This is a genomic window from Sporolactobacillus sp. STSJ-5 (assembly GCF_024385605.1).
Lineage (GTDB): Bacteria > Bacillota > Bacilli > Bacillales > Sporolactobacillaceae > Sporolactobacillus.
Genome location: NZ_JANFOJ010000021.1, coordinates 20,692 through 46,744, shown reverse-complemented (window position 1 = coordinate 46,744; position 26,053 = coordinate 20,692). Strand labels below are relative to the sequence as shown.

The window sequence follows — 26,053 nt, the reverse complement described above, 5'->3', positions numbered from 1 at the left end:
TTTCTTATCTTATGACTTGCCGTTCAAAAAAATGAACAGGCAGTCTCAGGTCTGATCGCCCGATACTTTTACAAGTGCATAGCCGCTTCTGTCTCTTGTCTGGCGTCTGGCACCAATCACGACCAGCGACATCGGCAGCGCACAGATGGCAACCGTGGTCAGAACCGGATGACGGCTTCCCCATTTGCGAATCACGTTCCGCTTGTCAGGCGGCAGATGATCTAAAACACTTTTCGTAAAAGCGGCCGGCAATTGCGGGTGGGTCAGCCTGCGCAGCAATTCAGTTGAATCATTCAATTCATTGAAATGAACGCGGCACTCATCGCAAGTGGCAAGATGCTCAAACAATACCTGTTTCTCCTGTTCGGTTGCCTCCTGGTCCAGAACCTTATTCATTAAAGATACATATTTTTTACTGGCGCAACTCACGCTCGCCCTCCCCCTTCAGCCATCATATTTTTTCTTAACATTTCGCGGCCACGGTGAATGCGCGTCTTAACCGTACCGACCGGTATTTCCATAATTTCACTGATTTCTTTCAAACTCAAATCCTCAATATATTTTAAGACGACTGCCGAGCGATATTTCTCAGGCAGCTTCTTAATTTCACCTTGCACCATTTCTTCAGTCTCTTTGCGCACGATCCGATCTTCCGGCTGTTCACCTTCATCAGGCAGCATTGCATTCAGTGAAAGACCTTCCGTACTTGGAACGACAGCATCAAGCGAGACAACATTCTTTCTGCGCCGCAAAAAATCAATAGACAGATTCGTCGCAATTCGGAACAGCCAGGTTGAAAACTTTCGTTCGTGATCATATTGATCGATATGGTTATAGGCGCGTATAAACGCCTCCTGGGATAAATCCTCAGCTTCCTGAGCATTACCGACCATGCGCAGGCAGATGGCAAACACGCTGTTTTTATACCGTTCCACAAGCTCGGCAAATGCTTGCTGATCCCCTTTTCTGATTTTTTTAATCAGTCGCTTCTCACTTTGATCCATTTTTACCTCTCATTTGAAGCATTATTTACTACGCATTTCATTCGTACCAAGTTTCATTGATGTCATGAGGCTTTTTCGCAAACAGTCTGTTCTTGAATTCATATAGTTATTCGCTGGACAGGGCTTATTTATCACTTTATTCATGAGCTGTTATTCGTCTTAAAAACGAAGGATCCGGCCGTCAATCCGTCAAATGTTGCCGCTCGTTTGAAAAAATTCTGTTGGGGTAATTCAATAGTTAAGCAAGAACCGAAGCCTGGAGGTGGAACATATGGACAAGCAAGAACTCATCAAAAAAATCGAAGCACTGCGCAATGTGATGTCACAAGCTGCTCGTTATCAACCGCTTACCTCGCCGGAAATCCAGCATATGAGCCATCATCTTGATCAATTATTGAATCAGTATGATCGGCTCGTCCGAAGACAGAATTTGACGAGGTCAAGTCTTCAAGCTCCGGTTAGGCCTTAGTTTTTCTTATACTAGATACCGCTTATCTTTAATCTTTTATGCTTTTTTTGTACAAAAAACTTCCTGCAGTCTGCAGACATTAAAATTATAACATAATTCAAGCCTTCTAAAACAAACAAGCGGCTTGTTCCTCTTGACAGGAGCAAGTTTTTATTTAACAATAAAAGTAAACCAACAGTTTACTTTTATGTGATCAGGAGCGATATTTTGCCATCAAAAAGAACACTGCAGAAGGAAAAGAAAAGAACAGCCATCATCGACGCTGCTGAACACCTATTCTTTTCCAAAGGCTATGACCGTACAACCATGGACGACCTGTGTCGTGAAGCGCATTTCAGCAAACGCACACTTTACATGTATTTTAATAGTAAGGAACAGATTCATTTTGAGATCATGATTTGCGGTTATAAACAGCTGATCTCTATGCTTGATGACGAAAATCAAACGTTAGGCGTCATTGAGCGTCTTAAACAAATGGCGGATACCTTTTATCAGTTCAGCCAAAGCTTCCCGGAGTATTTCACAGCCATCTTTTCATATGAGAACAGCGCTGCCGATTTCCAAAAAGGTGTACCGGATTCCTCCAAAGAAGAATGCTATGCGCTTGGTGAGGTCGTCTTTCAGAGGCTGGCACTCTTAATTCAAGAAGGACAGAAGGAAGGTGTATTCCGTAACGATTTGGATTCCGAACAAACAGCCCTTATCTTATGGTCTTGTATGAGCGGAGTCTTGAACACGGCAAAGCTGAAAACAAATTATTTGGAGAATTACCATTCCCTATCATCCGGAACGCTCATTGACAACGCTTTTGAATTGATCATCCGGTCCATTTGCAATGACCATGGAGGTGCTTAAGTGAAAAGAAAAGGCGTGAAAAAAATGATCATCATCAGCATTTCGAGCTTCATCATCCTCATTTTACTGGCGCTCGCTGCCATCCTTCTTGCCGGCGGCTTGTTTCAGAATCAGACGTATCTGCAGCCATGGAACAAAAATTACGCCGCCCATTTCAAAGACCCGCGTATTCGGTTGGCAGCTTACGGGCTTCTCGCCGCCAACGGGCACAACATGCAGCCTTGGATCATTAAGCTCGACAAAGACGATCCCATGACGTTCTACCTTTATGCAGACGCGAGCAGAATGTCACCGAAAGCCGATCCTTATGCGCGCCAAATGATGGTGACGCAGGGCACCTTTTTGGACTACGTTGCGGTCGCGGGTCAATCGATTGGTTATCCCGCAACCATTACCCTGTTTCCTGACGGTTCATACAACGAACAGCAGCTCGCACAAAGTATGTCCGTCAAACCCGTTGCAAAAATTACCTTGAAACGAGCGCAACCGCAGCAGAACCCGCTTTTCCGTGCTATTTATATTCCGGACACAAACCGAGAGCCCTACAAATCGACAAAACTGAGTTCCGCACAGATTGACGCCTTGGAAGCCCTCAATGACAGTAGAATTGAAACAAAAATTTATCAAGACAAAGCCGATGTGAAAGCACTCGGAAAATTCGCATTGGACAGTGCAATAATTGAGGCAGATACTCGCCGCGTCATGGACGAGGCCGGAGCCATTTTTCGTGCGAATGAATCGCAAAAAAACAAAATGCGTTATGGGTTTTCATTTGAAGGTCAAGGTACCTCCGGATTCAAGCTCTACTTCATGCAGGGCCTGATCACACTTTTTCCTTCCCTTAATAATGCCAAGGCTTCTTCTGATCTCATGATTCAATCGACGAAGGCGGCACTTGAGCACACACCCGCATATGCCATGATTTCATCCGATGACAACAGTCGTGTCAGCCAGGTCAAAAGCGGCATGATTTACAGCAGGCTGACGCTGACCGCTGCAAGCCTCGGTCTCGCCGCACAGCCGGTCAGCCAGGCGTTGGAAGAATACCCTGAAATGAACAAGCAGTATACAGGCATCCACCAGAGCTACGCGCCAAAAGGACAAACCATTCAAATGCTTGTCCGTATCGGAACACCAACGAAAAATGTTCCACAAAGCATGCGCCGGGATGTGATGGAATTGGTTCGAGATTGACTAAAGAGAGTACTACTAAAAATTCCGTCGTAAAAAGTCGCGGCAAAAAAGATCAGTTCGTAAGCCAAGGAACGATGCATGAAAATATCTTAACTCAATCCAGATAGTGAACGCATCACCAAGTCTACATCTTTATTTTCAAGTTCTTGAATGATATGAAGATACGTTTTTTGCGTTGTCGTCATGCTGGCATGTCCCAACCTACGAGCAACGCTGGCAATCGAAACACCGGCAAATAGTAATAATGAGGCATGTGTGTGTCGCAATCCATGAACAGAAATGATCGGCAATTTTGAATGCTTACAATGTCGAGTTAGAACATCGTTAACAGTAGAATTATATACCTTACCATGAATGAAAATGGGTTTGTCTTCGGGCAAACCTTTTATTAATTCTGAAAATTGGATAACCGTTTGCCAATCAACCTGAATTTTCCGTACCGAAGATTGATTTTTCGTTGGCAAGAATCCACCTTCACCTTTGTAATCCCAAGTTTTGCTGATGGATAACGTTTGATGAGCAAAGTCAAAATCCTTCGGTGTAAGCGCAAGTGCTTCAGAAAAGCGCATGCCTGTTTTTGCAACCAGCATAATAAACCAGTCCCAGTTAACTTCAGTCTGTAAATTGAGGTTAGTCAGTAATGTTTGGAGTTCAAACTGATTCAAGTATTTCGGTTTCTTCTCACGTGGTGTTTTTCCTTTGATGATTGCTTTACGAGTAGGATCACGGTCGATAAGTCCTTCATCAACAGCATCCAAGACTGCACCTTTAAGTTGATGATGGAAATCCATCGTTGTTTGACGTTCATGATAAGCAGCATAATCGTTAAGCAATTTTTGATATGTAATGCGTGTTAGATCGCCAATCATAAGGTTTGGCACTAATTTTTCCAGCCATGATTGTGTCATTAGGTATTTTGCCATTGTAACTTTGCGGATTGCCCCTTCTTTATAAACTGTAATCCATTGTGCGTAATAGTCGCGAAACAGTTCCGTTCTCTTAGTTTGGTTTAACATTTTATTGTCCCCCTCCTCGATTTTGGAGTAGTATTTGGCGCATGCTGACTGTGCGTTAAAAAGAGCCTGGGAATAATATCCTAGGCTCTCAAAACAAATTCTATTCATTTTAAACTGCAACTATTGTTCATCGCTTCAGGCATTTCAACATCAAAACCACCTTCAAGCACACAAGCTTCCTAGGCAGTTCATCCGAAGAACTCTTTAATTCATCAAAACGTCCTTTTTCAACTCACGCTGATGAAGGGCGATAGTCTGGTCAAGGGTCTGAAAAAAGGTGCCGATTTTGATTTGTTCTTCTTCAGAAGGTGCATTGAAATTGTACATATTCAATTCATCACGATTGATTTTTGGCATACCTGTACGCATTGATACTGAGACAGAGTACTTATAGAAATCTCGCGTTTGAAGCATTGTATATAAGAACTTCTGATTGATTCCGTTCTTCGCATTCAATACGTAAGTATCAGCACTGGCAAGTCCTTCATATGATGCATAAACGTACTTTCCTAGTTGTGGATTGATCTTGCCATAAATGATATCTCCAGCATTAAAGTGGAATTTGCCACTAATGAGTTTGTCTTCCGCAACATTGTTTACATTGTTAAGCAAACGACCGCTGAACGATTCAATATTACCTGGTCCTATATGTGGCAGTTCATCGTACTCACCAGTTTTTGGGTCAACCATATTGGTTGAAATATCAACGGTATTTTCCCAGTTACGTTGTTCCCAAGCGCGAGCCCCGTTGCTTCAAAAGAAACTCATCAAATGTATTTTGTAAGGTTCAAACGTCAATTTTCCGACCTAACGTTGTATAATATCTGCTGTTTCATTTATCATTTTTGCTCTTCCCTAACTTTTCCGTTTTATATACGGTATACCCTTCATAGTAATAGCTGGCGTCAATACCTTTCATATACACGTCACGGTCATTCACCTTGTTCGTCAAAGCCTCTTTTAACAAATGCTTGATTTCAATATCCTTAATCGGACTGCGTTCCATTGCCAACAAGTAGTCTTCCTTATCAACCTGACTCCAGTCCACAACCTGTTTCAATTCTTTTTTTAGTATCAAGTCCAGCCAAATGCGGGTGCTTCGCCCGTTCCCTTCACGAAATGGGTGAGCAATATTCATCTCCACATACTTTTCAATAATTTCATCAAAAGTAGACTGCGGCATCCGATCAATATTCTTTAGTGCCTCATCTAAGTACATCAAAGGTGCAAAACGGAAATTACCCTTAGCGATATTGACATCACGGACCTTGCCTGCAAAATTATAAATCTCATCAAAAAGATAGGCGTGAATTTTTGCCAACGTTGCAAACGTTCCGGGGGTCAAGCGATCTAAAATACCTGTTTCAAATAACGCAATGGCCTTTGTTTTACTGATTTTTTCTTCCGCTCGCGCAAGCTCTACTGAATTAGTAATTCCTAATTTATTTTGCAGCATCTTACTCCCCCCTCGTATATGATAGTTAGGCATAAGAAATTAAAACTGTATCACTCAGCGGATGGTTAACTCCTATTTCATTCCGCCAAAGGCGTCAGTGAGTTATTAGCTTTGCCGCCTTCACACTCCATTTAAACATTTACACCTAAAATTTTTAACTGTTCATTTATTTCTGCCTCAAGTTCAGCTATTTCTTTTTTATCTTGCTCCAACTGTTTGATCACTTCATCAAGATTAATTGGCGCTTCTTCTTCAAAAGTGTCCACGTAACGAGGAATATTCAAGTTGAAGTCATTTTCTTTGATTTCATCAAGCGATGCAACATGAGCATATTTATCGACATCTACACGATTTTGATAGGTTTCAATAATTTTGTTGATATTGTCATCTGTAAGTTTGTTTTGATTTTTACCTTTTTCAAACTCATTACTTGCATCAATAAATAAAATATCTTTCGTTTTACGATTTTTCTTGAATACTAGAATCGTTGTTGGAATGGTAACTCCATAGAATAGATTCGCAGGTAACCCAATCACGGTATCAAGATAATTCTTTTCAATGATTGTTTGACGAATCTGCCCTTCCGCAGCCCCACGGAACAATACACCATGCGGCAACACGATCGCCATCGTCCCAGCGTCATTCAGATGATAGAGACTATGTAAAATAAACGCGTAGTCTGCTTTCGTTTTTGGTGCAAGTTTTCCGTATTCACTAAAACGCGGATCTTTTAATTTCGTTTCACTATTGTCCCAGTGAGCAGAATAGGGCGGGTTCGCAACCACAGCATCAAAGCTACGTGGATGGTCAATCCCTTTTGCATCCGGTCCATCCGGCCAATCACTTTCTAGCGTATCTGCATTACTTAATGTCATATTGTTAAAAGAAACGCCGTGCATCATTAAATTCATGCGTGCTAAGTTGTACGTTGTCGTATTTTTCTCTTGGCCGAAGAATTTAATTGCTCCAGGTTTGTCTCCTCCCGGTAGTTCACCTTGAACGGTCAAAAGCAAAGAACCAGATCCACAGGTCGGATCATATACGGAAAAAGTATTGTCAGATTCCTTTACGCCATCAGTTACTACTTTTGCTAAAATCTTGCTGACTTCATGTGGCGTATAAAACTCTCCACCTTTTTTACCGGCACTTGCAGCGAATTGACCAATTAGATATTCATAAATAACACCTAGAATATCTTTTCCGTCTTCGCCTTTATAGTCAATCCCGTCAACCAATTTGACGATACGGTTAAGCGATTTAGCGCGCTCATTTGTCGAATTCCCTAGACGAGAATCTCCTAAGTTAATATCATTAAATACACCATGGAAATCCTGTACCGCTTCTTTATTTAGTCCGGCATTTTTGTTGAAGTTATCAAAAATGGTCTGATAATCGCTTGGGATCACTTGGCTGTTATTAATTTTTTTGATAAGCGATTCCCATGTATCTTCTGGTGCAAGAGCGTAACCTAAGCTTGATGAAATATCTTTTATATAGTCGGCCAAATCTTCACCTGTTGCCTGTTCAAGATATGCATCATTGATCGTTTGCTCATCTGCCACATCAATAACATTGTTTTCAACGAGGTATTGTTCCTGATGCTCTGACAAATAACGGTAGAACATAAATGCCAAGATATAGTTTTTGTATTCTGATGCGTCCATATTCCCACGCAATTCATTTGCCATAGCCCAGAGTTGGCTGGTAATGTTTTGTAAATTAGTACTCATGTTTTTGATTTCCTTTCGATTTTGAATTTATACGAACATTTGCTGCAACAATGATTTCTTTAAATTCTTGCAATGATCCAGCTTACGCTGATGAAGGGTGATGAGGTGATCAAGGTTCTTAAAAAACGTGCCTATTTTCTGTTGTTCCTCGTATTCAGGCAATGCTACAGAGAACCTAGATAACGCTTCTTTAGTTATCGTTTTGATAGTTCCACCAGGTGCTTTTCGTTTTTCAATATCAAATTTTTGTTGAATTGTATATGCCCAAAAGTATTCATCGGTTGGCTTCTCGTAGTCTTCAAAAATAAGTAGTGTTCTGTCAATGTAAGCGTCATATTGTGTGATTGCAACACGTCCAATGCTACCTTGTAAGGTAACAACGACTTTTCCTTTTGGCACAAAAACACTCTTAAATTGTGCCAACTTACTTATCTTCTGCTTAGTATCATTAACCAAAGTTAATTGATCTGTAACATCAACTACCTGCACAAACGGCATTGCTCCTTCGCCGTCATACCATTCTTTATTTCCATATGGTTGAGGGAATGAACCTCTACGATATTTTGCATGATCACCCAGTTCTCGCTGTTCCCAAGCGTGAGTAAATCCAGGAAAACGAAGTTCCGGAACGTTTTTGCCATTTTTTGGAAACATTTTTTGCAGCAAACTTTTCTTCTCATCTTGCAAGTTATTTAACTTACTTTGATGAAGGGTGGTGAGTTGATCGAGATGTCTAAGAAATTCACTGATTTTTATTTGTTCTTCTACTGAAGGAAGATTGATTTTTATTCCCATAAAATCGTTGTAGTTGATATTTAGTAGTCCGTCCATACGCGCGCCAGAAGATACAAGTTTCTCTAGTTCTCTATCAGGACGTTTTGTAGCAAACAAATATTCAATAAAATCTGGGACAGCCTCTTGAGTAGTTTTGAAACTATGATAAACTCTTGGCACAAGTGCTTCTTCATAGGTTCTAAGTGCAAACACTGTTCCATATTTTGCTAATTTTGAATTACCGTGATTATAAGAAAGTTCCTCTTTTTTCAACAACGTATAATTTTTCTGCTCATTCCCTGCAATGTTTCCTGAGAACCGTTCTCGTTGATCTAACCAACCATTTCCTGCTGAAATTGTGAGGGTCGGCAAATTCATTCTGCCATCATTTCCACGTACTCGTTCGGATACTTCCCCCAGCTTCCGCTGTTCCCAAGCGTCTGTGAATCCGGGAAATCTTAATTTAGGTATGTTCTCATTATTTTCGCTCATTTCTGATCTCCTTGTATTTTCTTAATTTCCCTATCAAAATCAGAAACTATTTTCTGGTGCTTATTGAATTCGTTGTATTCATCAATTGCTTTCTTATTGGCTGCACTATGAGAAATATGTCCATGGCCTTCTAATAGTTCATAACGATTAAATTTTAGAAATTCATCAATACTCGTTGCAAAATCCTGCATTCCTAATAAAGTTTCATCTTCAAGCAAACGTTCAACATAATCAAAATATGCTGAAACGTTACGCTCTAAACTATGAATCTCTTTTTTAGATAGATAATTTTTCGCAACCACGACATCCGATTGTAAGATGCGTCCATCTGGTGAATTTTTCCATGTTGTTAATCCCATATGCTGTTTATCTTTATCTGCGTTATCATAAACAATTTCAGCAGCTGTTTTACCAGTTATCGCATAATGAAACTTATTTTGAACCGTTGCATAAAACTCTTTCGTGATTTCCGAATTCTTATCGTAGTCATACGAAATCTCTGCAAATACGTCTGTTATTTGTTGCCAAATTCTTCGTTCACTTGCTCGAATTGAACGAACCGTTTCAAGCAACTCGCGGAAATAATCTTTACCGAAGACATGCTCACCTTGCTTCATGCGCTCAACATCAATCTTGAATCCTTTTTGTATATAGTCTTTTAAGATATCAGTCGCCCAAATACGAAACTTAGTTGCTTTTTGAGAATTTACGCGATAGCCAACTGATATAATCGCATCAAGATTATAATAGTTGATTTTTTTTTCAATTTCACCAACGACGCCATTGTTCACGACTGTTGCAATTTTTGCAACGCTCGTAGATTTCTGTAATTCTCCGCTTTCGAAGACATTTCTTAAGTGTCTTGAAATAGACGATTTATCGACATCAAATAAATCTGCAAGCGCTTTTTGTGTAGCCCAAATTGTTTCATCTTTTATCACAACTTCGATACTTTCGTCTGCATCATACATTAAAAATTGTATCTCGTTCATTACAAACCTCCTGTCTAATTTTCTGCCTCTATTTTTTCCAACTGGGCGTCACGTGCCGAACGTACGCAATAACCAATCGCTAAAATCATGTCTAAATTGTAGGTTTTCACTTCTTTACTTTGCGTTTTCCCTTCCATAACGCCGTATTGAGTGGTTAGCAACTTATAGTTACTAACCACTTTTTCATCTAGCTCTCCATCCGCAAAAATCGATTTAATATGTTTATTAATATTTTGCGGGGTATGTGCAATTTCTGCATGAACTGCTTTACTGCTCTTCCTTCTTAACTTTCTGCCAATTCATCAGCTAATTTATAAATTGCTTCTCGCAGACCATTGCGGTACTTAATTTTTGATAGACTTTGAATGGCTTCATCGTGAGCCATTGTCTTATAATCATTGCTGGCTTGAGCGATTATATCTCGTATTTGACCGGTATCATCCAGATCTTGCAAACCATAACGATGGCGGCTGAACAACGCACGCATTTGACTGCTTGTAATAATATCCGTAATCCCCCACTGAACACGGAAGTCTAAAAATAATCGGTCAAGACTGACATTGTTTGCTTGTTGAATAATTTGCTCACTGTCAGAAAGCTTGGCAGGATATTTGAAATCAGTCCCCTCCGGTGGGAAATGACCTTTGACAATCGCAATTGCTGCGTTGATAATCTTAGTCGCATAGTTGCGATCATCTAAACCATTCGCAAATTGATTAATTTTCTCCTGTGTTTTATGTGCTGCTTCGGTCTCTCCATCGTGAACCTGGTTCAACAATCGCTCAACAAGCTCTGTCAAATAATCATAATCGACTTTAACATCCTTGACGTGCGTCATTCTTAGCTCAATTTGGTATACAGGAATTTTCTTCTTTTTTGAAAGGTGCTGTTTCAATTCATTTGTTAGCACTGTCGTCAGCATTTTTTCTTGTTCAGAAGTCATCCCTAATTTTTCAACCAGTTCATCAGGGTTATCATAATCGAAGCCTACTTTGTCACCATCCACCTCATCAGGATTGTATTGTTTCAGCTTCGCCATACCGGCATTATACTCACGCAATAAATCGAGCATATTCTCTTTTTGCTTTTCAGATGGCGGCAGCTGTTGAAATTCACAGGTTAAGCTACCAAGCTTGTCAACTACCTTTTTCACTTCATGAAACACATCTTCAAATGGTTTGGCGATGATGCCATCCTTTTCATTAGACCGCCGTTTTTCTTCATCTGACAAAGTTGCTGAGTTTTTATTGGCATAAATGGCAAGTGCCTTATTCATCAATTTTTCGTTTTGCGCCGGCCATCTATAGTTGACAATTCGTCCCCAAGGTTTTTCCTGCATGTCGGCAATACGATTTGTTCTTGAGTAGGCTTGGATAAGTCCTGCTCCTTTAAGTGTTCTGTCTACATAAAGCGTATTTAGTTCAGGTGCATCAAAACCCGTTAATAGCTGATCAACAACAATGACAAGATCAAGATAATGCTTATCAGTTGCCGACTTGTTCAAACGACTCGTAACATCTTGCGTGTACCCGGACACATCGTCCATACCAAAGGAGGTTCCGAATTCTTCATTATAAGCTTGGATTGCATCATGCAAGCCCTGATTGGTCGCAAGCATACTGTCATTATTAGAAGAATTTTGGCTGAATGTGACTGCAACCTTTAGCGTTTGACCGCCGTTCTTCTTGTTTTCGGCATTGACACGTAGAAACTCGTTGAAATACATCATCGCCATTGGCGTACTTGCTTTGCCACCCCCTACATGTGTCGTAAATAGGGCATTGTATTTGCCCTCATTTGAGCGATTACGCCAGTTCTTGAAAATATCTTCAACGACCAATTTAATATGGTCCGGATTTTCATCATAGAAGCTCGGCTCAACGGCATCATCCATATCTTCTTGTGATAGATTCATAATCTTATCTTTGATTTGCGCGTCTGTCCATTTGGGATAACGCTCATGATAGAATTTCGGTAAATAGTCACTCTTCATCTGTTCTTCGTCAATCGTGGTTTCAAAATCAACTTTGAAGCCTAGGACGTTTCGATCGGCAATAGCTTCACGAATCGTATATGCATGAAGAAGCGGACCGAAAATATCTTCTGTGCGAAGTCCTGTTGTTGTTTCGTCAAACATTGGTGTTCCGGTATAACCCACCCATGCTGATTTTTTGAACGCTTTTTGAATCGCGGCGAAGCTTTCTCCACCCGTAGATCGATGCGCCTCATCGACAATAAAGACAATATTTTTATCCGGTGCCTTGAAAGATTTCCTCTTGACTAAAGTATCTAGCTTTTGAACACTTGTCACAATGATGTTATTGTCTTTACTCTTGAGTTTACGGTTTAAATCACTGGTGTTATCGGTATTTTGAACACTTCCAAATGCATCTTCCGTGCTATCCGGATCATACGCTTGATAGTTTTCATTTGTTTGTTTCGTCAATGCGATTCTGTCAACAACAAAAACGACTTTAGCAATTTTGGGCATGCGACTGGCAAGCCATGCCGTTTTGAAACTCGTGATGGTTTTACCTGAACCCGTTGTGTGCCATATATAACCAACCTTGTTCATTCCAAGCTCAAAATCAACGTGCTTAAGATTTTCAATCACATTTTGCGTAGCATAAACTTGATAAGGACGCATGACTTTAAGCATCTGCTTATTCTTCGTCCCATCCAAAATCATATAGTTCGTCGCCATTTGATGTGCCATTGGAATACTAAGCATTGAGTCAGCAAACTCTTTCCAATTTCGCACGATGGTATTGTCACTTTTACGTTGCCAGTTAAATGCAAAATCTTTATTGAATTTATCGGCAGTTGTATTGGCCATATACTTAACATTATTTGGCGTCATCGCAACTAAAATTTGCAAAGTCGAAAAGATATCACGGTATTGATTTTCATCAGCATATTGATGCATTTGATTCAGCGCTTCATTCACATCATGCGTATCACGCTTTTCTTCAATTTGAATAATGGGTAACCCGTTAATAAGCAGCGTCGTATCGAAACGACGATCTAACTTACCAGTGATAACGGCCGGTCGTTCAATTTGATTGACCACTTGATATACTGTATTACCTGCTCCAATCTGTTTCTGATCGAATACCGTTAAGAAAACATGACGACCATCATCCAAATCAATTTCAATTTGCGATACACCGTTTAACCCATATAAGAATTGCCCCGCTTCATAAGGCGTTTGAATGTCGGAGATAATTTTCTTTACCTGATTAAACTCAACAGCGCTTAACGAATATTCAAGCGTATTTTGATTGTGTTGTTCAAGAATAGCTTTAAAATTAGCCCAAAGCTGATCTGTCGTCTTGATTTGGGATTCATATTTCCAGAGTTTCGTTTTGACCACGTAATCAACTGGTTTCTCGACAATGACATGCTCACTAATGCCTTCTAAGTGCTCAGGTTTCGTAATTGTTCCGCTGGTAATATACTGAATAAGTTCAGTTTCAAATCGGGTTTCATTCATTTGTGGTGACCTCCTCTAATCGTTTTAATAGAATGACCTTCTCAGATTCTGCCACACGATTTCGCAGCGCTCGCAAACGTAATAGGTTAAAATATACATTCCCAATATTTTTTTGTTTTTCGATTGATGGGGGTTTGGGAATTTCAAGTTCTTTAAGCTGCCTCAGCGTATATTTCAATACTTGTGAACCTTGTAACCCCATCATCAATTGTTTTCGGATTGCCTTATTTTCATTGAGGAGATATACCAAGTATTTCGAGTCGATGTTATCCTTTGAATCGAGCTTCACATAATTTTGGGTATAAAGATAATTTTTGTGAACTTCTCTTACCAAAGAAGCGGTTCCTGATGTCAGACTGAATACAACATCCTTAGGACATAACGTGTTCACTTTATCCAATGTGCGTATTTGTTTGTTGTCGTTATCCGACGAGACAAGTCCTACTAAATCATCCGATAAATCAGTTTGACTGTAAAAATTATAGAGCGGTGCTTGCTCATCGAAGCTTTCAGTTATTCGGAATTGTGGGGAACCGCTGACAAAGTCAACCAGCTCACTTAATTTCTTCATTAACATCGTGCCTTTCTAAAATTACATTTTAATTGATGGAATAATTTTATCATGAAAAATCATGTTTTTCAACAGATTCAAAATTAATTTCACGAAATTACATTTTTAAATAAATTATTCGGTGGTTGCAGTTGCAGAATCTTTTTTTCACCACAACAAAAAAGCCACGAATTCATGCTTTTCAGCAAAAATTCGTGGCTTCATGTGTATTGCTTTGATGGAGCCTAGCGGGATCGAACCGCTGACCTCCTGCGTGCAAAGCAGGCGCTCTCCCAGCTGAGCTAAGGCCCCATATAATGGAGCGGAAGACGGGATTCAAACCCGCGACCCCCACCATGGCAAGGTGATGTTCTATCACTGAACTACTTCCGCAAAACAAACAAATATAAAATTAATTAAATGCGGATGAGAGGACTTGAACCTCCACGAGCCGTAAAGCCCACTAGAACCTGAATCTAGCGCGTCTGCCAATTCCGCCACACCCGCAAAACTAAATGAAAGAAAAAAATAATGGGCCATGAAGGGTTCGAACCTTCGACCCTCTGATTAAGAGTCAGATGCTCTACCAACTGAGCTAATGGCCCACAACACAAATTAATGAATTATGGTGGAGGGAGAAGGTTTCGAACCTTCGAACCCTAAGGGAACGGATTTACAGTCCGTCGCGTTTAGCCTCTTCGCTATCCCTCCAGAAAATAAAAACGTAAATCTAATGGTGCCGGTCAGAGGACTTGAACCCCCAACCTACTGATTACAAGTCAGTTGCTCTACCAATTGAGCTAGACCGGCGGAGTGGAGGATATAGGGCTCGAACCTATGACCCTCTGCTTGTAAGGCAGACGCTCTCCCAGCTGAGCTAATCCTCCAAAGTGACCCGTACGGGATTCGAACCCATGAACCCACCGTGAAAGGGTGGTGTCTTAACCACTTGACGAACGGGCCATGCTTGTCCGTCGCAATCGACGTTTTTTATTATATACAGAATCCCATTCCTTGTAAAGCAAAAATAAGAAGCCATTTTATTCAGACTATTTATCGACACGTCAAAGTCCAGTATTCATAGTCATTTCGAGTCCTCTTTAGAGCAGAAGTTACTCAGAAAAACAGCAAATGAACCTAATGAGTACTAATTCAACTTTAACTGCGTCCAAACATCACCGGACTGAAATTTGTTTACTGATTTTCCCAGTCAGCGTTCACGCATCGTTTCCCTCTTTCAGTATTTTCATCATGACACTAAATTCGTTTTTTTATTCTTGATGCCTGCAATCGCTAAAGAAAAAGGAACCCATTTTTTTGGATTCCTTTTCCCGACAATCAGTTGTTTTCAGGAAACATTTGCTTCTGATGCATCATTTTGTCCATCCGGCCTTTTACTGCCTGTCCGACCTTGTTGTTCGGCTTCATCATTTGGTAGCAAGCCGCACCGATGCCGATCGATGCGATCAGCGGCATCATTCCGTTTCCCTGTTTCATTTTCTGTCCACCACCATTAAGAATTTGTCCTTTCGATCCGGACAGATATAGCTTAACCTCTACGGCTCATTCAATGAACGTCAATCGCTGCCAATTTTTTAATCGCTCACCGGTACTTCGTTTAAGTATTCCTCAAGCGTTTGGTGTTTCTCAGCCATTTTTTTCGATGCAGGAAGTCCGACATACCGGAGATGCCATGCCTCGTACTCATATCCGGTGACCGTTTCCTTGCCCTCTGGGTAGCGGACAATGAAACCGTAATCCTGTGCATGCTTCGCCAGCCAGGCTGCCTCAGGTGTCTTTCCGAATTCTTGCGTGGCCGCATATTTTCCATTAATTCCCGAGACATCGATTGCGAGTCCTGTTTCATGCTCGCTCATCCCCGGACGTGCACTGAAATTCTGTGCTTTTTTTTCACCGTCCCGCCGGACATAATAATTAAATAAAGCAATTTGCGTTTTATGCGAGCGATAAGCAGACACCCCTGCCAGCTGCACGCCGTCCTGTTTTGCCGCCGCGAACATTTCTTTTAGCGGTTTTGCGGCAGCGGCACGCATTTTCTTCTTTTCCGACTTCCCTGAAAAAATAAATGGGACATCAAGATCAACAAGATCGCTTGGCACATAATTATCCGGCAGCTTGAAGTATTTGTTGACCAAGACAAGTGTACTTTCAGGATCGGCGACAACGTGCACACCGCTTTGACTCATTGCAGATACCGTATTCTTTGATGAATCGGTGTTGCCGCTTTTTTTCAGTGTCCCATCTTGAGATGAGGATGAATTTTGCTTTTGTTTTTGCTGCTGCGATGAACCGGCCCCTGATGGATGCATCCACGGAAGCTGTGCGCATCCAGACAACCCTAATAAAGCTGCTATCGCACCTGCAGTATAGATTTTTTTATTCATATAGCACTCCATTGTTGTATTTGGCTAAAAGTTGAAAGGAATCAATCATGTGGAATCGTGTCGAATTTTGTGTACACCTTTTAATGTATTCGAAATGAACCATGAATATCAAGGCATATAGAAAAAATGGGAACGGGAGAATGTCCCTCGCGTGATGAAATGTTCCGCCGAAAATATATAAAAAACAGAATCCAAATTTTGGATTCTGCAAGTGTGAGTTATAGGGGTTATTGCTGAAATATATAAAATTAGCCAAGGAAAAGCTTTACATTAATGATAATGGACAGAACCAAGGCAATGTTGGTAAGCAACAATTTTCGACTCAATTTGACGGATGCTTCATTTTGGGAAAAATCATTCGATTGTTTAAAATCCATGATTTTCATCTCCTCAATCATTCCTTTTGATACGTTAATCATAGGCCATCACTATTAAGAAGATATGATGTCTTTTTTAAGATCATGTAAAAAGCTTAATTCGGTCAATTTCTCTGATATCTGCCAGATCTTCGTTTCTTTTTACTTTCTTTTAGAACTGAGAAAAATCGGGCCACGGTCCATACTTCCGCAGCACGCGGAGGCTCACGCATTGCGTACTGAGGACGTACTTAGCGAACGTTTCTCACCATATACGAAAACTCTCCTTAACTCCAAATGCGGTTTAGGTTCATCAACCTTGTACTTGAGCAAACATTTCTGGTTCATTAAGCATTCTGGTCCTTCATTAAGGATAAATTAAGCGGAGATTTTCCGGTTATTTGCATCTTGGCGCTCGTTTCATAGGTAAATAAGGGTAATTTTTCCGCTTATTCAAAGAAAAACCCGCCATTTTCCCGTTTTTCGATTCAATAAGCGGAATTCCTCCGTCTATTTAAGCGGCTTTTCCCTTCATTTTCTAATTAAGCGGAATTTATCCGCTTATTTTTCAGATTGGGCGCTTTCTTCATTCAGCATTTTTCCTTATATAGCTTGAAGTAAAATTCACAATGGCACGTTGCGACATTAAAAGAGACGGAGCCTGACCCACATGCTTCTTGTGAAGTGCGGCTGTTCCAAGTTGGCTTTCCTCAAACGCTTGACCGATGGCGTCAAACGCTTCTTCATGGTACTCACCGTCTTGGTACGTCACCCACTGCCGACGTCCTTTTATACGCACGGGGCTTGATCGCTCTACCCGTTCAAGCCTTCCGGACATGTATTCGCCAAGATGCATTGATGTATTGTTACCATAACTGACGCCAAGCAGCAGAACATAACCATCTCGTTCATATAGTTTCCCAAGCGGCGATTCTTTTCCTAACCCGTCGTCAAGCGAATGGTGCGCAAGGATTGCATCGCGGCCCTCGCCCCAAGCGGTAAAGGAATAGATTGGGTGATTGCTGCGGCGTACGTCCGGAAACGAGCGAAAGGCCTCTGCGACCTGCCCCATTCCGAACGTCGGAGTCCGGCGCGGATCAAATGCCGGCATCTCTTGATAAATGCTGTGAAACCATGTCGATGGCACCGGAGGATTCTCCCAATCCGCCGGATCGGACACATCGGCACTGTGAGCCGGCATGACCAGTGTGCCCGCCGATGTCACCACTTCCTGAAGTGCCGAGATGAGTGATACAGAACCGCCGCAGATCCATCCCATCCGGCTCAGAGAAGAATGGACGATAACTGTCATTCCTGCCCCTAAACCGATTTTTCGTAAATCCCTAATCAGCAATGAGCGCGTAATCGCATGCTTGCTTTGCTGAATGACTTCCGCCTCGGACATGACTGATAACCATCCTTTTATATTACTTTTTTGTGCAACAAGTAAAAGGCACTCCCTTGACTAGAAATCCCCATAGGAAGTGCCTCTTTCCTTAATACGAGCTTCTGTTCGTTTCTAAAACGATTGTACCCGTTTATTTAACAATCAATACAGGAACATTTGAACGTTGAACAATTCCGTGGCTGACGCTCCCCAGAAATTCTTTGACACCGCTCAAACCTCGGCTGCCGATTACAATAAGGTCGTAGCCGTTCTGGCTTGCGAAGTCAAGAATTGTCCGAACCGGCTGACCTTCTTTCACGAATGTATGTGTCGCATTGGGAAGTGCGTCAAGCACACTCTCTGTCCGGCTCACCACTTCATGTCCATACTTAAGTGTTGATTCACGGACCTCGCGATAGACATCGCCGACGATAAATTGATTCGTTGGAACCGTCACGACATTTAATACATCCAGATCCGTACGTTCATCGAGCCGTGCCAGATCAGCTGCTCTTTGCAATGCTTTCTTTGCCAGATCAGAATCATCATAGGAAACCAGGATTTTCGAGAATAACATACCGGTCACCGCCCCTCTCACATTTAGACGCAGAGCTGCTCAAAATGGGGGGATCTATGCGTCATTCTTTGACGAACAACCATGGACCATCATTAACGGGTGAAACTGTGTTTCCCTGTTCTTGAACATTCCCTGCCCCTTTTATTTTACCACAAGTTTCCTCATTAAAAAAAGCGCAGCAATCATGATGAAACTGATATTAAGTGTACATTTTTGCATTCGCCTCTTACCATTTTCTCATATCTGCGTTATATTAGTAGGTGATGAAACAGATGCAGCAAGTATTAGTTGATATCGTTTTCATTTAGTCTTGTGCATGCCGGTCTTTCGCGGCTCTTAGTAAAGCGATCAGATCACCTAAAGTTAACTTGGCGAAGTCCATCCTTTGGCGTGGGCAGAGCTATAGTTAGCCTTACACTATTTCTTTCTTAATAGTGTTAAAAATATGGTGAGAAATCGAGGTTATATCATGAAAAAAGGGTTAATTTTTATTGCTTTTTCTACATTGTTCTTTAGTACGATGGAAATTGCCATTAAGCTGGTGGCTACCGAGTTTAACCCGATGCAGTTAAACTTTTTACGGTTCTTAATCGGTTCGATTATTCTGGCTCCGCTTGCTCTTCGTCATTTAAGGGGAAGCGGGTTTACACTTGATAAAAGCAAGGTGCTTTACTTTCTGTTTTCGGGATTTATGTGCGTTGTGGTCAGCATGACATTCTTTCAAATGGCCATTGTTTACTCGAAGGCGTCTACCGTTGCCATTCTCTTTAGCTGCAACGCCGTCTTCGTCATTCCGTTCGCTTACTTCTTCTTGAAGGAAAAATTGACGAAGCTTTCCATTGTGTCGCTCGTTATCAGCCTGATCGGTATGATTTTCATCGTCAACCCTGAGAATCTGACGAATGTCACCGGTATCACCCTATCGCTGATTGCGGCAGTGACTTTCGCGCTGTATGGCATCATTGGACGTAAGGGCAGTCTGAAGTACGGATTTGACGGCGTTGTTCAGAGCAGTTTCAGCTTCTTAACCGGGAGCATGGAACTACTCGTGTTGATTCTGATTACCAAAATAGGCGTGGTTGCCAACTGGCTGCAAAGCGCGGGGTTTGGTCAATTCGCACGTATTCCGGTGCTTCAGGGCATTTCATGGAGTACAGTTCCGGCGCTGATCTACCTTGGTGTATTTGTTACCGGACTTGGATTCAGCTTCTATTTTCTCGCGATGGAGGAAACGTCGGCATCAACAGCCTCGCTGGTTTTCTTCATTAAGCCGGCCTTGGCTCCGATTCTCGCTCTATTCATTCTTGGCGAAGCCATCACGCTGAATGTTCTGTCAGGTATTGTACTGATTCTTGCCGGATCATGCGTTGAGTTGATCTCAGACAATCGTCAGGCGAAGCTTGAGAAACAATCGCAGCTTAAGGCTGTCGCAGGCACAAATACTGCGCACGTCAGATAAATTTCTAAAAGATGCCGACCCATTTCCGGGCCGGCATCTTTTTTATTCCCAATTTAATTTTCCATTTCAACACTTAAAATTCGGCCGTCCTTCGAGGCGATTTCCACCTCATAAACAACGCCTTGATCGGTCAACACATATACTTCATATTTCAGCAGATGATTATCTAATTCTAGATCAACATGGATAATCTGGCCGGGAACTCTGGCTACAGCGATCTCCGCCGCCTGTTGCGCCGTAATTCGCTGTCGATATCCATTCACGTATTGATTCTCATTTCGATATGCGGGATTATTGCCGTACATAAGAAATCGACCTCCTCATCGCTTCCGCTTCTCTTAAGATATGATGAGGAGCAATTTCTCGTGACAACGGCCTAACAATACAGGTTGGCGTCAATCAGCAGACAGCATTCTTCTGTTTCCGGTACACTTTGGCAAGGATACGAATGGCTTCGCGAATCTGGGATTCATCGCAAAAACTGAAGGCAAGCCGCAGATGATTGGTCGGCTTGCGGTCGAGATAAAACGACTTGCCGTCGACAAAGCTGACACCGGCTTCAACAGCGTCATGCAGCAATCGAGTCGTGTCAATGTCCGGCGGGAACGTCAGCCACAGGAAGAAACCGCCTTCCGGTTTTTCGAACGATACCTCACTGCCAAAGAAGTCGCTGATCGCTTTCACCATCGCATTGCGGCGGGTTCGATAACCGTCAACAAGCGGTTTCAAATGATCATCGAAGTTCGATGTTTCAAGGAACGTACTGACCGCTTCCTGCATCAAAACACTGGTCAGCCCCTCAGTTTTTACAATTTTGATCAGGTTCAGAACTTCCGGATCGCCAATCACCCAAGCCATTCGTATACCCGGAGCGATAATTTTTGAAAAGGTACTCATATAGATGACGCGTTCCGGCCCGAATGAATAAATGGAAGGCAGAAAGCCGCCATCAAAATTCAATTCCACATAGGCGTCATCCTCAATAATGTAAAAATTATATTTGTAAGCAAGTGCAGCCAATTTCTTACGTCGCTCAACCGAGAGATTTACGCCTGCCGGGTTATGATAATTCGGCAGCACATAAATGAATTTCGGCATTGGACGTCTGCCGGCAGCCGCTTCAATCAATGCTTCTTCAACGAGATCGACACGCAGACCGTCACCGTCGACCGGAAATGCGGATAATTCATTCTGTGCCAAATAAAAAGCACGCAATGCGCCAAAGTAAACCGGCGCTTCTACCCACACCGAATCACCGGGATCCGTCAAGGTTCGCGCAACCAGATCAATTCCTTGATTGGATCCCGAAGTGATCATAATATGATCCGTTTCAACCTCAATCGAACGCAGCCGCGAGCGCTCGCGAATCCACTCCAAAATTTTCTTCTGACCCGGACCTCCCGAATATTGAAGTGCCTCTGTTCCTTCTGATTTCAATGCGGTCACAGCGGATTCAGCCAATCGGTCGATTGGAAAGGAAGCGGGGTAGGGAAAGCCAAAAGCAAGCGGGATCAGCCCCGGATGTTCACCGGCAAAAGCTGATCCGATTAACGGCACATCGTTAAAGCGTTTTGAAAAACGAAACGGTTCCAGATTCCTCATTAATAGATCCTCTCCTGCTCCTAAAGGTACTTCTGATATGCAGCAACCTGTCCGATGATTTGATTTACGAAGAGTCTCTCTAATTGTATCTCTTCCTTTAACACATGCTTCTATTATAATGAAAAACAATTGGCCCTGGCTAGACGATAATCAAAAAATATTTTTATTATAATAATTTTTCTTTATATAATGTTGAAACAAAAAAAGAGCCTATTATATAGGCCCAAATTATGGGATAGAGATCATAAAAACTACCCGAAATCAGTGTACATGCTCCATCTGCTCGCAATCTGAACATCTGAACCTGTACCATGATCAAGACATTTCGGTATAAAAAAAGAGCCAATAAAACAGCTCAATACTCGGGGGTAAACAAATGACTTTACCCACGAATCACTTTAGCGCATGTATCTAGACATAAACTGAACACAAATGAAAACAATCGATTATGCTCTGATTCTTGCTTTGATTTGTATTGAGATAATCTCAAGAATAATCGCAATGGCAAGAATAAAATAAGTGATCGTCCCCATTTCTCTAATATCAAAATAGAACACGCCGGACATAAACATCTCATAGCCGATACCCCCTGCTCCGGCTGCCGCACCCATCGCAACTGCGACACCAAAATTCACTTCAAATCGCATAAAGGTCCATGAGATTAGTGACGTGAGGGAGTTCGGGACAATCGATTGAAAGACAATCTGCCACCAACCGGCACCGGTTGCCTTTAACGCCTCGATCACTCCCTCATCGAGTTCTTCAAATGATTCCGAATACGCCTTTGTTAAATAACTAATGGAGTGAAAGGACATGCCAATAACAGCGGCGACACTGCCTAGTCCTGCCGCAATGGCAAAGATCAACACCCATAGAACGGTTGGCACCGCACGAATAATAGCAACCAGCGTCTTCACACTATTCGAGATCGTTTTATTCGTTAAATTCTCAGCAGCAAGCAGCGATAGAAAAAAAGCGACCACAGCACCAACAATGGTTGTCAGTAAACCAAGTGCCAATGTTATCAACACACCTTCGAATGCTTGAGAAAAAGTAAAATGATTAAAATGCGGCTGGAAAAAAATTGTTCTGAAATTCGCAAATGTTGCGAACAAATTCTGCCAGAAATTTAGTTTCTGATTATTGAAAGTCACAAATCCATAAACCGTTAAAACTGCCAAAACAATCATTGTTGTTCGAATGACGATATTCGACTTAGTCAGTTTCTTTAGCTTAATTGGCGGCAAACGATCCGTGGCGGCAAACACATCGTTAGTCAGTTTTGGTGATGCTTTCATTACAACATCGCCCTTCTTATATAGTTGGATATTTGTTCAATAAGCAAAATTGAAATCACGATGACAATGACCACCAGACTCGCCGTGTGATAGTCCATCCGTTTATAATACAAATCAAAGATGTAACCGATACCGGAACCAGTCAGAATGCCTACCAACGTTGCTGCTCGAATATTGGTCTCAATCATAAACAAGATCCAACTCATGATTTGTGAAATACTTGAGGGGACGACTGCCTGAAAAATTGTCGGGACATACCCCGCGCCGGTTGCCTTTAGCGCTTCGACCGGATCGGTTCCCGATTCATCGATGGTTTCCATAAAAGCACGGGTCAGAAAGCCAAATGACGCAATAAAAAGCGCAAAAAATCCGGTAATCGGTGTTTGCCCAAAGGTAAGCAGCAGTACAATCGACCAGACACTGACATCAATATTTCGGGAAAGATTTGCAAAAGCGCGACTCAACATTGCGATAAAACCATTCACCTTTGTAATCCTTGAACCGAAAACGGCGAAGACGAAGGCAAAAATGGCTGCTGTCGCTGCTGCAGCAATAGAGACAAGCAGAGTCTCCTGCATTTTTACCCAGATTTCCGAGAGATAGACAAATGAATCCGCGGTCGGATAGAAACTAGAAAATCCCCATACAATCGCTTTTGGAATAGCAGCGATTCCTTGTGACAGATCAAATTGAGTCATCACCGATGAAGCAAAGCATATTAAGGCAACGACACAAAAGATGACGAGCGATCGAACTCTTTTTTTAAAAAAAAACGTCTGACTCATTATTTCTCCGCCGCCTTCATCCGGCCCTGATCCTCAACATTAATCATCAATTTTTCCGCATCGGAACCATAGATTGCCTTAATATTGTCATTCGTCAGTTCAGATGGAACACCATTGAATACAATGCTTCCCTTACTAACACCAATTATGCGATCTGCATAGTTCATCGCTACATCCACTTGATGCAAGTTAATCAACACAGTAATTTTCAATGAATCCGAGATATCTTTGAGATGATCCATGATTGTCTTCGATGAGCTTGGATCAAGCGAAGCAATCGGTTCGTCACAAAGCATCAGTTTCGGATTCTGAATCAATGCTCTGGCAATACCGACACGCTGCTTCTGCCCGCCGCTGAGCTGATCACAACGGCGATAGATTTGTTCTTTGAGCCCGAGCTTTTCCAATAAGCGGTAAGCCTGCCGCTTTTCATCATCAGTAAACAAACCGAGAGATCCTGCCAGCATTGATTTATAGCCGAGTCTGCCGTGCAGCACGTTCTCAATGACGGACAGTCGTTCGACAAGGTTGTAGTTTTGAAAAATCATGCCCATCTTCGTCCGCATTTGTCTCAGTGCGCGCCCTTTAAATCCCATTACATTGACGTCATCAAAAATGATTTCTCCGTCTGTTGCCTGAATCATTTGGTTAATGCAACGAAGGAGCGTTGATTTCCCTGCACCGGATGGACCGATAACGGAAACAAACTCTCCCTCATTGACGGAGAAGCTCACATCTGATAACGCTACAGTACCGTTTCCGTATTTTTTCGAAACGTTTTTCATTTCCAGTAACGTTGTCATCGCTAACCCCTCTATTCGATTTTAATTTAATGAAGGTCACGGATTGCGTCGTACCAAGAATCTTCAACTTTTACGAAACGAGATTTACCATCTTTTGAGAAGATACCTTTTTCACCTTCTGGGGCAAATACTTTTGAATTATTCGCTGTTTCATCAGAGGTCAAGGCGTCTTGAATTTTCTTTTGATCTTCTTTGCTTAATGCCTTCGAGTTCATTGCAATCGGTCCGTTCAGTACCGGAGTAACAGATAGTACTGTGAATTCTTTGCCTTTCAGTGAAGTGAATGGATCACTTGCATTATCTCTTACCTTGAGTACGGAACCTTCTTCATTTAGCTTGCCGCTAACAAGTGAAAAATAATTTGGTGTAAGCAGATCCATGAAAGCGGCAACGTCGGCTTTACCCATTAATAGATTTGCCGCAGAACCTTGATGTGATTGACCGAAAAGTACTTGGCTGAAAAATTTGCCGCCTTGTTGCATATCTTCCACTTTCAAATCTTTATATTTATCTTGATCACCGAAATGTGTGATGATTCTGCTTGTCGGAATTGCAAATCCAGAAGTCGAGCTCGGAGAGACAAAAGACATTTTCTTGCCGACAATATTGTCAATTGAAGGCTTGCCATCTTTCATATATTTAGAAGCATCTTTGGTTTGAACGGAAATCCAGCTGTGATAGAGTGCATCCTTCAGCGTTCCAGACGCACCACTATTAACGACTGCAGGGACGACATCAGCATTTTTCTTATGTGCTTCAGTGTACCCTTCGCCTCCCATAAGTCCAAGTTGCGCATTTCCACTGACAAGTGCTTCAATTGCAATGTTGTAATCCGTCGTCAGCTTGTCTACGACCTTCTTACCCGTTGCCTTAGCAATGACTTCATCAATCGCTGCACGCGAATCCTTTAAGTCATCAGCAGACTCGTTTGGATACCAAACCACTGTAATCGTTTCTTTGCTCTTGTCGCTGCTGCCGCTCTTTCCATTTTCTGACGATGAACTGCAGGCACTGAAGACCATGGTCAACATTGCGAGCAACAGAATCATTGCAACCTTTTTCACTTTGCTATTTCCCCCTCGAGATATGTGATTATTTTATGTAAATATACTTTGGTTGAGCGAAAAAAGGAGAATCTACTCGCAGCATAATCTTTTACGAATATCAACTTTTGATTTTTCAACTCGAAAAGTATACGAACACCTTGATTGAGTTTACTAAGCTCCCTTAACGCTGTGGTCGATTCATTTTGGCTCACAGGTTACATTGTAGCGAGCGAATAATTATAGAATGTTAATATACTATTGAGAAAATTTAAAGTTTGAGAATTATGTACATTCCAAAGAAGGTGAAATA

Annotated in this window: 26 protein-coding genes and 8 tRNA genes; 4 read left to right on the top strand and 30 right to left on the bottom strand. The window is 41.9% G+C overall.

All coding sequences use genetic code 11. From position 1 onward, the window contains the following. Positions 1–45 precede the first annotated feature (45 nt). Together NOM01_RS15185 and sigW are read right to left on the bottom strand one after the other, a co-directional pair. Positions 46–429, bottom strand: a complete 384-nt coding sequence (locus NOM01_RS15185) for an anti-sigma factor family protein (RefSeq protein ID WP_255749340.1) — start codon at positions 427–429, stop codon at positions 46–48. Next, entirely contained in the window at positions 426–1,004 is a 579-nt protein-coding gene (sigW, locus tag NOM01_RS15180) for an RNA polymerase sigma factor SigW (protein WP_255749339.1), read from the bottom strand. The genes NOM01_RS15185 and sigW overlap by 4 nt, the downstream gene beginning before the upstream one ends. 271 nt (positions 1,005–1,275) lie before the next feature. Here sigW and NOM01_RS15175 point away from each other — a divergent pair, with 271 nt between their 5' ends. The 3 genes from NOM01_RS15175 to NOM01_RS15165 all read left to right on the top strand — a co-directional run bounded on the left by NOM01_RS15175 (position 1,276) and on the right by NOM01_RS15165 (position 3,522). Next, positions 1,276–1,473 (top strand): aspartyl-phosphate phosphatase Spo0E family protein, encoded by a 198-nt coding sequence (locus NOM01_RS15175; RefSeq protein WP_255749338.1) that lies wholly within the window; start codon positions 1,276–1,278, stop codon positions 1,471–1,473. Between the two features lie 207 nt (positions 1,474–1,680). Beyond that, positions 1,681–2,328 carry a TetR/AcrR family transcriptional regulator gene (locus NOM01_RS15170; RefSeq protein WP_255749337.1) on the top strand — a complete coding sequence of 216 codons (648 nt, stop codon included), beginning with the start codon at positions 1,681–1,683 and terminating at the stop codon, positions 2,326–2,328. After that, positions 2,329–3,522, top strand: a complete 1,194-nt coding sequence (locus NOM01_RS15165) for an Acg family FMN-binding oxidoreductase (RefSeq protein ID WP_255749336.1) — start codon at positions 2,329–2,331, stop codon at positions 3,520–3,522. Positions 3,523–3,611: 89 nt separating this feature from the next. Here NOM01_RS15165 and NOM01_RS15160 read toward each other — a convergent pair whose 3' ends face one another. From NOM01_RS15160 to NOM01_RS15055, 22 genes are all read right to left on the bottom strand, one after another. Then, positions 3,612–4,538: a site-specific integrase gene (locus NOM01_RS15160; protein WP_255749335.1), complete on the bottom strand. Its 927-nt coding sequence runs from the start codon at positions 4,536–4,538 to the stop codon at positions 3,612–3,614. 204 nt (positions 4,539–4,742) lie between these two features. Continuing rightward, positions 4,743–5,228: a restriction endonuclease subunit S gene (locus NOM01_RS15155; RefSeq protein ID WP_255749334.1), complete on the bottom strand. Its 486-nt coding sequence runs from the start codon at positions 5,226–5,228 to the stop codon at positions 4,743–4,745. Between the two features lie 142 nt (positions 5,229–5,370). Beyond that, the gene (gene fic / locus NOM01_RS15150) at positions 5,371–5,994 is read right to left on the bottom strand and encodes a protein adenylyltransferase Fic (protein ID WP_255749333.1); all 624 of its coding nucleotides are present in this window, start codon (positions 5,992–5,994) and stop codon (positions 5,371–5,373) included. A 131-nt stretch (positions 5,995–6,125) separates the two neighbouring features. After that, positions 6,126–7,724 (bottom strand): type I restriction-modification system subunit M, encoded by a 1,599-nt coding sequence (locus tag NOM01_RS15145; protein WP_255749332.1) that lies wholly within the window; start codon positions 7,722–7,724, stop codon positions 6,126–6,128. Positions 7,725–7,751: 27 nt separating this feature from the next. Then, positions 7,752–8,990: a restriction endonuclease subunit S gene (locus NOM01_RS15140; RefSeq protein ID WP_255749331.1), complete on the bottom strand. Its 1,239-nt coding sequence runs from the start codon at positions 8,988–8,990 to the stop codon at positions 7,752–7,754. After that, positions 8,987–9,982 (bottom strand): RhuM family protein, encoded by a 996-nt coding sequence (gene rhuM, locus NOM01_RS15135; protein WP_255749329.1) that lies wholly within the window; start codon positions 9,980–9,982, stop codon positions 8,987–8,989. Before rhuM ends, NOM01_RS15140 begins: the two co-directional genes overlap by 4 nt. Positions 9,983–9,996: 14 nt before the next feature. After that, the gene (locus NOM01_RS15130; RefSeq protein ID WP_255749328.1) at positions 9,997–10,161 is read right to left on the bottom strand and encodes a virulence RhuM family protein; all 165 of its coding nucleotides are present in this window, start codon (positions 10,159–10,161) and stop codon (positions 9,997–9,999) included. 104 nt (positions 10,162–10,265) lie between these two features. After that, positions 10,266–13,475 carry a type I restriction endonuclease subunit R gene (locus NOM01_RS15125; protein ID WP_255749327.1) on the bottom strand — a complete coding sequence of 1,070 codons (3,210 nt, stop codon included), beginning with the start codon at positions 13,473–13,475 and terminating at the stop codon, positions 10,266–10,268. Then, positions 13,468–14,046: a restriction endonuclease subunit S gene (locus NOM01_RS15120; protein ID WP_255749326.1), complete on the bottom strand. Its 579-nt coding sequence runs from the start codon at positions 14,044–14,046 to the stop codon at positions 13,468–13,470. The genes NOM01_RS15125 and NOM01_RS15120 overlap by 8 nt, the downstream gene beginning before the upstream one ends. A 218-nt stretch (positions 14,047–14,264) precedes the next feature. Continuing rightward, positions 14,265–14,337, bottom strand: a tRNA-Ala gene (locus NOM01_RS15115). Positions 14,338–14,343: 6 nt separating this feature from the next. Next, a tRNA-Gly gene (locus NOM01_RS15110) sits at positions 14,344–14,418 on the bottom strand. A 28-nt stretch (positions 14,419–14,446) separates the two neighbouring features. After that, a tRNA-Leu gene (locus tag NOM01_RS15105) sits at positions 14,447–14,532 on the bottom strand. 25 nt (positions 14,533–14,557) lie between these two features. Continuing rightward, positions 14,558–14,630: transfer RNA gene (locus NOM01_RS15100), tRNA-Lys, on the bottom strand. A gap of 21 nt (positions 14,631–14,651) precedes the next feature. Then, positions 14,652–14,736, bottom strand: a tRNA-Tyr gene (locus tag NOM01_RS15095). 23 nt (positions 14,737–14,759) lie between these two features. After that, positions 14,760–14,835 (bottom strand) — tRNA-Thr (locus tag NOM01_RS15090). A gap of 4 nt (positions 14,836–14,839) precedes the next feature. Further along, positions 14,840–14,912: transfer RNA gene (locus NOM01_RS15085), tRNA-Val, on the bottom strand. A 4-nt stretch (positions 14,913–14,916) separates the two neighbouring features. Next, positions 14,917–14,988 (bottom strand) — tRNA-Glu (locus tag NOM01_RS15080). A 375-nt stretch (positions 14,989–15,363) separates the two neighbouring features. Beyond that, positions 15,364–15,522, bottom strand: coding sequence for a hypothetical protein (locus NOM01_RS15075; RefSeq protein ID WP_255749325.1), 159 nt, complete (start codon positions 15,520–15,522; stop codon positions 15,364–15,366). Between the two features lie 98 nt (positions 15,523–15,620). Beyond that, positions 15,621–16,430 carry a M15 family metallopeptidase gene (locus NOM01_RS15070; protein ID WP_255749324.1) on the bottom strand — a complete coding sequence of 270 codons (810 nt, stop codon included), beginning with the start codon at positions 16,428–16,430 and terminating at the stop codon, positions 15,621–15,623. 248 nt (positions 16,431–16,678) lie between these two features. Continuing rightward, positions 16,679–16,807, bottom strand: a complete 129-nt coding sequence (locus NOM01_RS15065) for a hypothetical protein (RefSeq protein ID WP_255749323.1) — start codon at positions 16,805–16,807, stop codon at positions 16,679–16,681. Positions 16,808–17,372: 565 nt separating this feature from the next. Next, positions 17,373–18,191 carry an AAC(3) family N-acetyltransferase gene (locus tag NOM01_RS15060; RefSeq protein WP_255749321.1) on the bottom strand — a complete coding sequence of 273 codons (819 nt, stop codon included), beginning with the start codon at positions 18,189–18,191 and terminating at the stop codon, positions 17,373–17,375. Between the two features lie 133 nt (positions 18,192–18,324). Beyond that, the gene (locus tag NOM01_RS15055) at positions 18,325–18,750 is read right to left on the bottom strand and encodes a universal stress protein (RefSeq protein WP_255749320.1); all 426 of its coding nucleotides are present in this window, start codon (positions 18,748–18,750) and stop codon (positions 18,325–18,327) included. Positions 18,751–19,219: 469 nt separating this feature from the next. Here NOM01_RS15055 and NOM01_RS15050 point away from each other — a divergent pair, with 469 nt between their 5' ends. Continuing rightward, a complete protein-coding gene (locus tag NOM01_RS15050; RefSeq protein WP_255749319.1) occupies positions 19,220–20,209 on the top strand; it encodes a DMT family transporter in 990 nt (329 codons plus the stop codon). A gap of 53 nt (positions 20,210–20,262) precedes the next feature. On the opposite strand, the gene NOM01_RS15045 is transcribed toward NOM01_RS15050, so the two are convergent. From NOM01_RS15045 to NOM01_RS15020, 6 genes are all read right to left on the bottom strand, one after another. Continuing rightward, positions 20,263–20,514 (bottom strand): PepSY domain-containing protein, encoded by a 252-nt coding sequence (locus tag NOM01_RS15045; RefSeq protein ID WP_255749318.1) that lies wholly within the window; start codon positions 20,512–20,514, stop codon positions 20,263–20,265. Between the two features lie 94 nt (positions 20,515–20,608). Next, complete coding sequence (locus NOM01_RS15040) at positions 20,609–21,811, bottom strand: aminotransferase-like domain-containing protein (RefSeq protein WP_255749317.1); 1,203 nt, start codon at positions 21,809–21,811, stop codon at positions 20,609–20,611. Positions 21,812–22,257: 446 nt separating this feature from the next. Continuing rightward, positions 22,258–23,109 (bottom strand): PhnE/PtxC family ABC transporter permease, encoded by an 852-nt coding sequence (locus NOM01_RS15035; RefSeq protein WP_255749316.1) that lies wholly within the window; start codon positions 23,107–23,109, stop codon positions 22,258–22,260. Next, positions 23,109–23,894: an ABC transporter permease subunit gene (locus NOM01_RS15030; protein WP_255749315.1), complete on the bottom strand. Its 786-nt coding sequence runs from the start codon at positions 23,892–23,894 to the stop codon at positions 23,109–23,111. The genes NOM01_RS15035 and NOM01_RS15030 overlap by 1 nt, the downstream gene beginning before the upstream one ends. Then, positions 23,894–24,697, bottom strand: a complete 804-nt coding sequence (gene phnC, locus NOM01_RS15025) for a phosphonate ABC transporter ATP-binding protein (protein ID WP_255749314.1) — start codon at positions 24,695–24,697, stop codon at positions 23,894–23,896. The genes NOM01_RS15030 and phnC overlap by 1 nt, the downstream gene beginning before the upstream one ends. Positions 24,698–24,723: 26 nt before the next feature. Further along, on the bottom strand, positions 24,724–25,761 hold the full coding sequence (locus tag NOM01_RS15020; protein WP_255749313.1) for a phosphate/phosphite/phosphonate ABC transporter substrate-binding protein: 1,038 nt from the start codon (positions 25,759–25,761) through the stop codon (positions 24,724–24,726). Positions 25,762–26,053 lie beyond the last annotated feature (292 nt).

Coding starts and splice junctions, on each gene's coding strand:
- sigW (WP_255749339.1), bottom strand. CDS start 1,004: ATGGATCAAAGTGAGAAGCGACTGATTAAAAAAATCAGAAAAGGGGAT.
- NOM01_RS15175 (WP_255749338.1), top strand. CDS start 1,276: ATGGACAAGCAAGAACTCATCAAAAAAATCGAAGCACTGCGCAATGTG.
- NOM01_RS15160 (WP_255749335.1), bottom strand. CDS start 4,538: ATGTTAAACCAAACTAAGAGAACGGAACTGTTTCGCGACTATTACGCA.
- NOM01_RS15155 (WP_255749334.1), bottom strand. CDS start 5,228: ATGGTTGACCCAAAAACTGGTGAGTACGATGAACTGCCACATATAGGA.
- fic (WP_255749333.1), bottom strand. CDS start 5,994: ATGCTGCAAAATAAATTAGGAATTACTAATTCAGTAGAGCTTGCGCGA.
- NOM01_RS15145 (WP_255749332.1), bottom strand. CDS start 7,724: ATGAGTACTAATTTACAAAACATTACCAGCCAACTCTGGGCTATGGCA.
- NOM01_RS15140 (WP_255749331.1), bottom strand. CDS start 8,990: ATGAGCGAAAATAATGAGAACATACCTAAATTAAGATTTCCCGGATTC.
- rhuM (WP_255749329.1), bottom strand. CDS start 9,982: ATGAACGAGATACAATTTTTAATGTATGATGCAGACGAAAGTATCGAA.
- NOM01_RS15125 (WP_255749327.1), bottom strand. CDS start 13,475: ATGAATGAAACCCGATTTGAAACTGAACTTATTCAGTATATTACCAGC.
- NOM01_RS15120 (WP_255749326.1), bottom strand. CDS start 14,046: ATGAAGAAATTAAGTGAGCTGGTTGACTTTGTCAGCGGTTCCCCACAA.
- NOM01_RS15075 (WP_255749325.1), bottom strand. CDS start 15,522: ATGAAACAGGGAAACGGAATGATGCCGCTGATCGCATCGATCGGCATC.
- NOM01_RS15070 (WP_255749324.1), bottom strand. CDS start 16,430: ATGAATAAAAAAATCTATACTGCAGGTGCGATAGCAGCTTTATTAGGG.
- NOM01_RS15065 (WP_255749323.1), bottom strand. CDS start 16,807: ATGGATTTTAAACAATCGAATGATTTTTCCCAAAATGAAGCATCCGTC.
- NOM01_RS15060 (WP_255749321.1), bottom strand. CDS start 18,191: ATGTCCGAGGCGGAAGTCATTCAGCAAAGCAAGCATGCGATTACGCGC.
- NOM01_RS15055 (WP_255749320.1), bottom strand. CDS start 18,750: ATGTTATTCTCGAAAATCCTGGTTTCCTATGATGATTCTGATCTGGCA.
- NOM01_RS15050 (WP_255749319.1), top strand. CDS start 19,220: ATGAAAAAAGGGTTAATTTTTATTGCTTTTTCTACATTGTTCTTTAGT.
- NOM01_RS15045 (WP_255749318.1), bottom strand. CDS start 20,514: ATGTACGGCAATAATCCCGCATATCGAAATGAGAATCAATACGTGAAT.
- NOM01_RS15040 (WP_255749317.1), bottom strand. CDS start 21,811: ATGAGGAATCTGGAACCGTTTCGTTTTTCAAAACGCTTTAACGATGTG.
- NOM01_RS15035 (WP_255749316.1), bottom strand. CDS start 23,109: ATGAAAGCATCACCAAAACTGACTAACGATGTGTTTGCCGCCACGGAT.
- NOM01_RS15030 (WP_255749315.1), bottom strand. CDS start 23,894: ATGAGTCAGACGTTTTTTTTTAAAAAAAGAGTTCGATCGCTCGTCATC.
- phnC (WP_255749314.1), bottom strand. CDS start 24,697: ATGACAACGTTACTGGAAATGAAAAACGTTTCGAAAAAATACGGAAAC.